Consider the following 6,763-nt stretch of genomic DNA (forward strand, 5'->3'; position numbering starts at 1 on the left):
TCGGCGATCGCCTCGTCATCCTCGATCAGCAGCAGGTCGGGCTGCGGCATCAGCCTTGCTCCTGCTCCGCGGCGCCATCTTCGGGCTGTTCGCCGCGCTCGCGTTCCTCCATCCGTTCGCCGGTCACGACATAATAGACCATCTCGGCGATGTTGGTCGCATGGTCGCCCATGCGTTCGAGGTTCTTGGCGACGAACAGCAGGTGCGCGCTTTCCGAGATATATTTCGGATTTTCCATCATGAAGGTGACGAGCGTGCGGAAGATGCTGTTGTAGAAATCGTCGACATTCTTGTCGCGGACGGTCACCCGCACCGCAAGTTCGGCGTCGCGCGCGGCGAAGCTGTCGAGCGCGTCGTGGACGAGTTCGACGACGATGTTCGACATCGAGATGAGGAGCGGAATCGCCTCGATCGACCGCGTCTGGTCCATCAGCGCGACGCGCTTCGCGATGTTCTTCGCATAGTCGCCGATGCGCTCGACGACCGAGACGATTTTCAGCGCCGCGATCATCTCGCGAAGGTCGTCGGCCATCGGGGCGCGCAGCGCGATCGTCTGCGCGGTGAGCTGCTCGACTTCGGCTTCGAGCGCGTCGATCTTCTTGTCGTCGCGCACGACCTGCGCGGCGAGTTCGAGGTCGCCGCTGTTGAGCGCGTTCATCGCCTGGAGCAACGCCTGTTCGGCGCGGCCGCCCATTTCGCTGATCAGCCCGCGCAGGCGGTTCAGATCCTCGTCGAAGGCTTTGACGGTATGATCGTTCGTTAGTGCCATCACTCTTGTCCTCTTGCGCCGCGGCTTAACCGTAGCGGCCGGTGATATAGTCCTTGGTGCGTTCCTGCTTCGGGTTGGTGAAGATATCGGTGGTCTTGCCGTACTCGACCAACGTCCCGAGGTGGAAAAAGGCGGTGCGCTGCGACACGCGGGCCGCCTGCTGCATATTGTGCGTGACGATCACGATAGCATATTTGCCGCGCAGTTCGTGGATCAGTTCCTCGATCTTCGCGGTCGCGATCGGGTCGAGTGCCGAGCAGGGCTCGTCCATCAGGATGACTTCGGGATCGACCGCGATCGCGCGCGCGATGCACAGGCGCTGCTGCTGGCCGCCCGACAGTGCGGTGCCGCTTTCGCCGAGCCGGTCCTTGACCTCGTCCCACAGGCCGGCGCGCACCAGCGCACGCTCGACGATGACGTCGAGGTCGGCCTTGTTCGGCGCGAGGCCGTGGATGCGTGGGCCATAGCCGACATTGTCGTAGATCGACTTGGGGAAGGGGTTCGGTTTCTGGAACACCATGCCGACGCGGGCGCGGAGCTGCACGACATCCATCGACGGCGCATAGATGTCCTCGCCGTCAAGCTCGATCTGCCCGGTGACCCGCGCGCTCGCGACGGTGTCGTTCATGCGATTGAGCGAGCGCAGGAAGGTCGACTTGCCGCAGCCCGACGGGCCGATGAAGGCGGTGACCAGGTCGGTGCCGACGTCGATCGACACATCCTTGATCGCCTGTTTTTCGCCATAGAAAACATCGACGCCGTGCGCCTTCATCTTGGGGTCGGCGATGGTAAGATCGTCTTGGGTCATGGGGTCACCAGCGTTTTTCGAATTTGTTGCGAAGATAGATCGCAAAGGCGTTCATCGACAGCAGCACGACAAGCAGCACGATGATCGCGGCGGAGGTTTTCTCGACAAAGCCTCGGTCGACTTCGTCCGACCAGAGGAAGATCTGCATCGGCAGCACGGTCGAGGGCGAGCAGATGCCGCCGGGGACGTCGCCGATAAAGGCGCGCATGCCGACGAGGAGCAGCGGCGCGGTCTCGCCCAGCGCGCGCGCCATGCCGATGATCGTGCCGGTGAGGATGCCGGGGAGGGCGAGGGGGAGCACATGGTGGAACACCACCTGCACGGGACTGGCGCCCACACCCAGCGCGGCGTCGCGGATCGAGGGCGGGACCGACTTGATCGCGTTGCGGCTGGCGATCACGATCACCGGCATCGTCATCAGCGCGAGCGTCAAGCCGCCGACGAGCGGGCTCGCCTGGCAGAGGCCGAACCAGTTGATGAACACCGCGAGCGCGAGCAGGCCGAAGATGATCGAGGGCACCGCGGCGAGATTGTTGATCGACACTTCGATGAGGTCGGTCCAGCGGTTCTTCGGTGCATATTCCTCGAGATAGAGCGCTGCGAGCACGCCGGTCGGAAAGGCGATGAGGAAGGCGATGAAGATCGTCAGCACCGAGCCCTTGAGCGCGCCCCAGATGCCCGCGACCGCGGGATCGGTGGCGTCGGCATTCCTGAAGAAGGGCCAGTGGATGCCGGTCGACAGCTTGCCGTCCTTCTCCAGCGCGTCGACCTTCGCGCCGAGCGCCCCTTTCGCGCCCTCCTTGGCGGCGATGTCGACTTCGGACGAGGCGGGCAGTTCGAACACCGTCTTGCCGCTCAGCAATTCGGGATCGTCCTTGATCGCGCTGCGCACTTCCTTCCACGCATTTTCGGAAATCAGCTTCGACCCGCCGCTGCCCAGCGCCTCGTCGGCGGCAAAGGCGACGATGTCGGCGAGCCCGGCGTTCGCGATCACCTGATCGGCGTCGGCATCGCCGAGCCGCGCGGTATCGATCGTCAGCGGCATCGCCTTGAAATCGACCGGCACCGCGACATGGGTGTAGGTAAAGCCGCGCGCGCCGTTGCCGACCATCACGAACAGCAGGAAAGCGAGGAAAGCGCCCGAGAGCAGCACCGCGCCCAGCCCTATAGCCTTGAAGCGGCGTTCGGCGGCGTAGCGGCCCGCGATGCGCTTCTGCATCACGGCGCCTTTCCAGTCGGTGGGGGCGGTCTGCCTATTCATAAGCTTCACGATACTTTTTGACGATGCGCAGCGCGACGATGTTGAGCAGCAGCGTAACGATGAAGAGGACGAGCCCCAGCGCGAAGGCCGCCAGCGTTTTCGCGCTGTCGAACTCCTGGTCGCCGGTGAGCAGTTTGACGATCTGCGCGGTCACCGTGGTGACGCTGGCAAAGGGGTTGGCGGTCATGTTGGCGGACAGGCCCGCCGCCATGACAACAATCATGGTTTCCCCGATCGCGCGGCTGACCGCGAGCAGGATGCCGCCCATCACGCCGGGAAGCGCGGCGGGGATCAGCACCTGGCGGATCGTCTCGTTCGGCGTCGCGCCCAAAGCGAGGCTGCCGTCGCGCATCGCCTGCGGCACCGCGTTGATGCTGTCGTCGGCCATCGACGAGACGAAGGGGATGATCATCACGCCCATCACGATACCCGCGGCGAGCGCGCTTTCGGTCGAGGCGTTCGGAATGCCGAGCATCACCGCGAAGTTGCGCAAGGCCGGAGCGACGGTCAGCGCCGCGAAATAGCCGTAGACCACCGTCGGCACACCCGCGAGGATCTCGAGCAAGGGCTTCACCCATTTGCGTACCGCGGGGGCGGCATATTGGGTGAGGTACACCGCGGTCATCATCCCGATCGGGATCGCGACGACCATCGCGATGATCGCGCCGATCAGCACCGTACCCCAGAACAAAGGAATGCCGCCGAAGGTGTCGGGCTGCGGCGCTCCGCTCGTCGGCGCCCATTCGGTGCCGAACAGCAGTTCGGCGGGCGAGACGAGGCGGAAGAAGCGGATCGATTCGAAGAGCAGCGAGAGCACGATGCCGAAGGTCGTGAGGATCGCGACGAGCGACGCGAGCAGCAGGAACAGCATCACGATCTTTTCGACGCGGCTTCGCGCGCGAAACTCGGGCCGGATGCGCGTGAAGGCATAGAGCCCGCCGGCGAGCGCCAGCGCGAGCATCGCGGCGATACCGATCACCGCATATTTGCGGCTCGCGTCGGCGTAGGGCTTCACCAGCGGCGCCGCGGCGGGCAGCCGCACCGCGGCCTGCGATCCTTGCGCGACATTGCGCGCATCGGACAGGATCGCGCCGCGTTCGAAGCCGAACTGCGGCAGGCTCTGCGCCGCCTCGCTCGACAGCACCTGGTTGGTGATCAGCGCGGGCGATACGCTCGCCCACCCGGCAAGGAACAGTGCGGCGGGGGCGAACAGCCACAGCGCGACGTACCAGCCATGATATTGCGGGCGCGAATGCAGCTTTTCGCCCGCACGGCCCGCGAGCAGGTTCGACCGCGCGCGGCCGGCGAGCCAGCCGATCAGCGCGAGACCCGCGATCAATAGCAAAAGGGCGGCGGCGTTGAAGGTCACTTGATCTTCATCCGGTTAAAACCTTCGTCATTGCGAGCGAAGCGAAGCAATCCAGGGCGGTTTGCGCAGGGTCTGGATTGCCGCGTCGCTGCGCTCCTCGCAATGACGATCCGTCAAAAAAGACGGCGGCCGGATCGGGCGAACCCGCCCGGCCACCAGCGGGAGGAAGCTTATTTCAGCGCCGAACCGTCGAGCACGGTCATGCCCTTGCCGTTCGCCGCGGCGGTCGCCGCGACATCCTTCGGCGACACGATCAGGCCCTTGGCGGCCAGATAACCGCCTTCGCCCGCGCCCTTCAGGAATTCGGCGACATATTCGGCGAGACCCGGGACGACGCCGACATGCGCCTTCTTCACATAGATGAACAGCGGACGCGAACCGGGGTAGCTGCCGTCGGCGATCGCGGCATAGGTCGGGGCGACGCCCTGCACCGGAACCGCCTTGATCTTGTCCTTGTTCGCATCGAGATAGCTGAAGCCGAAGATGCCGAGGCTCGTCGGATTCTTGTCGAGCTTCGAGATGATGAGGTTATCATTCTCGCCCTGCTCGACATAATAGGGCGCGCCGCGCAGCGTGGTGCAGGTCGCTTCGTGCTTTTCCTTGTCGCTGTCCTTCAGTGCCTTCATCTCGGCGTTGGCGTCGCAGCCCTTGCCGAGGATCAGTTCCTTGAACGCGTCATAGGTGCCGCTGGTCGACGGCGGTCCAAAGACCGAGATCGCGACCGCGGGGAGGGCGGGGTTTACGTCCTTCCACGTCTTCGCCTCGTTGGGCTTGCCATAGGGGTTGGCGGCGAGCGCCTTGTAGACGTCTTCCTCGCTCAGCTTGAAGCCGGGGCCGCGCTGCGCTTCGCCCAATGCGATGCCGTCGATGCCGACCTGGATTTCGACGATGTCCTTGACGCCGTTCGCGGCGCAGGTGTCGAATTCCTTCTTCTTGATGCGGCGCGAGGCGTTCGCGATGTCGGGGGTGTCGCCGCCGACGCCGGCGCAGAAGCGCTCGAAGCCGCCGCCGGTGCCCGTGCTGTCGATCTTGGGGGTCTTGTTACCCGTCGCTTCGGCGAACTTCTCGCCGACCGCGGTGGCAAAGGGATAGACGGTCGAGGAACCGACCGCGCTGATATAATCGCGCGCGCCGCCGCCCGAGGCGGCCTGGTCCTGACAAGCGGAAAGCGCCAGCGCGCAGGTGGCGGCGCCGGCGACAAGGGCGAATTTCTGCAGCATGGAATGATCCTGTAGAGGGGTCGTTACCGATCCAAGCCGCCACCCCTGTAGCGACTCGCTGAGCCGCCAATGGGGGAGTTGTGTGACGTGTTTGTGACAGGAGGTGTCATATAAGTGTCATGACAAGGATCGGCCAATATTCGAACTTCGCTCTGTTGGCGGTGCAGGAATTCCGAACAGCTACGCCTGTCGAGGGAGCTTCGAAGCTTCCTCCAGCATTTCCTTTAGATAGCCGATCGCAAGTCGCGCAACTCCCTGTGGTGATTGATCTACGATTGGGCGATTGAGATGCATTCGGGGAGGATCGAAACTGTCTTTAAATCGACCGTCAGTGACCCGTACCAATTCGATTCTTTTATCATGAAGTTCTATGGTGGCTACCGATTGAGGCGTTTTGCTATCAGGATTGCGAATGTGGACCTTCCCTTGATCGTCAACCATCATTTCAAATGACGCATGGATTTCAGTGGCTCCTTCGGCCATTTGGACGCTGAGTTGGCTTCCCGTTTCAGCGACCACATAATCCAGGCCATGTTCGTCGCAGTCGCGCGCATGATGAATATATGAAAGTAGGGGATCTGTTCGACGCTCATGCTTTTTTTGGCCGAACCAGGGCTCGCTCGTTTTACACCCCTTCGAACCCTGCTCCATCTTGCTGTAGAAGCGGCTCGCCTGCGTCAAAAATGTTGACCACGCTTGCGAATATGCTTTGGCTCCGCCTTCCAAAGACATTCGGTCAATTTCAGCGGCGGCGAGTTCGAGGTGTTCGGCAGCTCGAGTAAGTGCGATGGCTTTCATGGATTCTTCTCAAATGGCGAAACTGTGTCTCTAACCGAAGCGCACAATTTCTGATATAAGCGGGATTTCAATAATGATCCTCATCACCGGCCACGTCATCCTCACCCCCGAGCATCGCGAGCACATGATCGCGCTCGGTGCCGAACATAGCGCGCGGTCGCGGTCCGAGCCGGGGTGTCTGGCGCATAATTGCCATGTCGATGTCGAAAACCCCGACCGGTTGATGTTCGTCGAGGAGTGGGAGAGCATCGACGCGGTCCGCGTCCATTTCGCGGTGCCCGCGTCCGCCGCCTTCGTCGCCGAAATGCGCGCGCTGTCGCCTGCGCCGCCGGTGATCCGGATTTATGCCGCCGAGGATATCACCGCAAAGCTGATGGGGTAGAGCCCGCAAGAAAATGAGCGGCGTCATTCTTTCTTCGTCGCCCCGGACTTGATCCGGGGTCCATCGACGGCGACTATATGAATGCCGGATCAAGTTCGGCATGACGAAGGAAGAAAAACCGCTTTCCTACATTATTTGGCTGTGCCAGCCTTCATC

At 62.7% G+C, this 6,763-nt stretch carries 7 protein-coding genes; 1 reads left to right on the plus strand and 6 read right to left on the minus strand.

Annotated features, from left to right (window positions below):
• Positions 1-49: 49 nt before the first annotated feature.
• From phoU to VGD20_RS04780, 6 genes are all read right to left on the minus strand, one after another.
• Entirely contained in the window at positions 50-769 is a 720-nt protein-coding gene (gene phoU, locus VGD20_RS04755; RefSeq protein ID WP_331133347.1) for a phosphate signaling complex protein PhoU, read from the minus strand.
• Positions 770-794: 25 nt separating this feature from the next.
• Positions 795-1,577 carry a phosphate ABC transporter ATP-binding protein PstB gene (gene pstB / locus VGD20_RS04760; protein ID WP_331133348.1) on the minus strand — a complete coding sequence of 261 codons (783 nt, stop codon included), beginning with the start codon at positions 1,575-1,577 and terminating at the stop codon, positions 795-797.
• 4 nt (positions 1,578-1,581) lie between these two features.
• Positions 1,582-2,838 (minus strand): phosphate ABC transporter permease PstA, encoded by a 1,257-nt coding sequence (pstA, locus tag VGD20_RS04765; RefSeq protein WP_331133349.1) that lies wholly within the window; start codon positions 2,836-2,838, stop codon positions 1,582-1,584.
• On the minus strand, positions 2,831-4,207 hold the full coding sequence (pstC, locus tag VGD20_RS04770; RefSeq protein WP_331133350.1) for a phosphate ABC transporter permease subunit PstC: 1,377 nt from the start codon (positions 4,205-4,207) through the stop codon (positions 2,831-2,833). Before pstC ends, pstA begins: the two co-directional genes overlap by 8 nt.
• Before the next feature lie 170 nt (positions 4,208-4,377).
• Positions 4,378-5,427, minus strand: coding sequence for a substrate-binding domain-containing protein (locus tag VGD20_RS04775; protein WP_331133351.1), 1,050 nt, complete (start codon positions 5,425-5,427; stop codon positions 4,378-4,380).
• Between the two features lie 180 nt (positions 5,428-5,607).
• Entirely contained in the window at positions 5,608-6,225 is a 618-nt protein-coding gene (locus VGD20_RS04780; protein WP_331133352.1) for a hypothetical protein, read from the minus strand.
• Positions 6,226-6,298: 73 nt separating this feature from the next.
• Between VGD20_RS04780 and VGD20_RS04785 the strand changes: the two genes are divergently transcribed.
• On the plus strand, positions 6,299-6,607 hold the full coding sequence (locus VGD20_RS04785) for a putative quinol monooxygenase (RefSeq protein WP_331133353.1): 309 nt from the start codon (positions 6,299-6,301) through the stop codon (positions 6,605-6,607).
• Positions 6,608-6,763 lie beyond the last annotated feature (156 nt).

Source organism: Sphingopyxis sp., assembly GCF_036402335.1.
Lineage (GTDB): Bacteria > Pseudomonadota > Alphaproteobacteria > Sphingomonadales > Sphingomonadaceae > Sphingopyxis.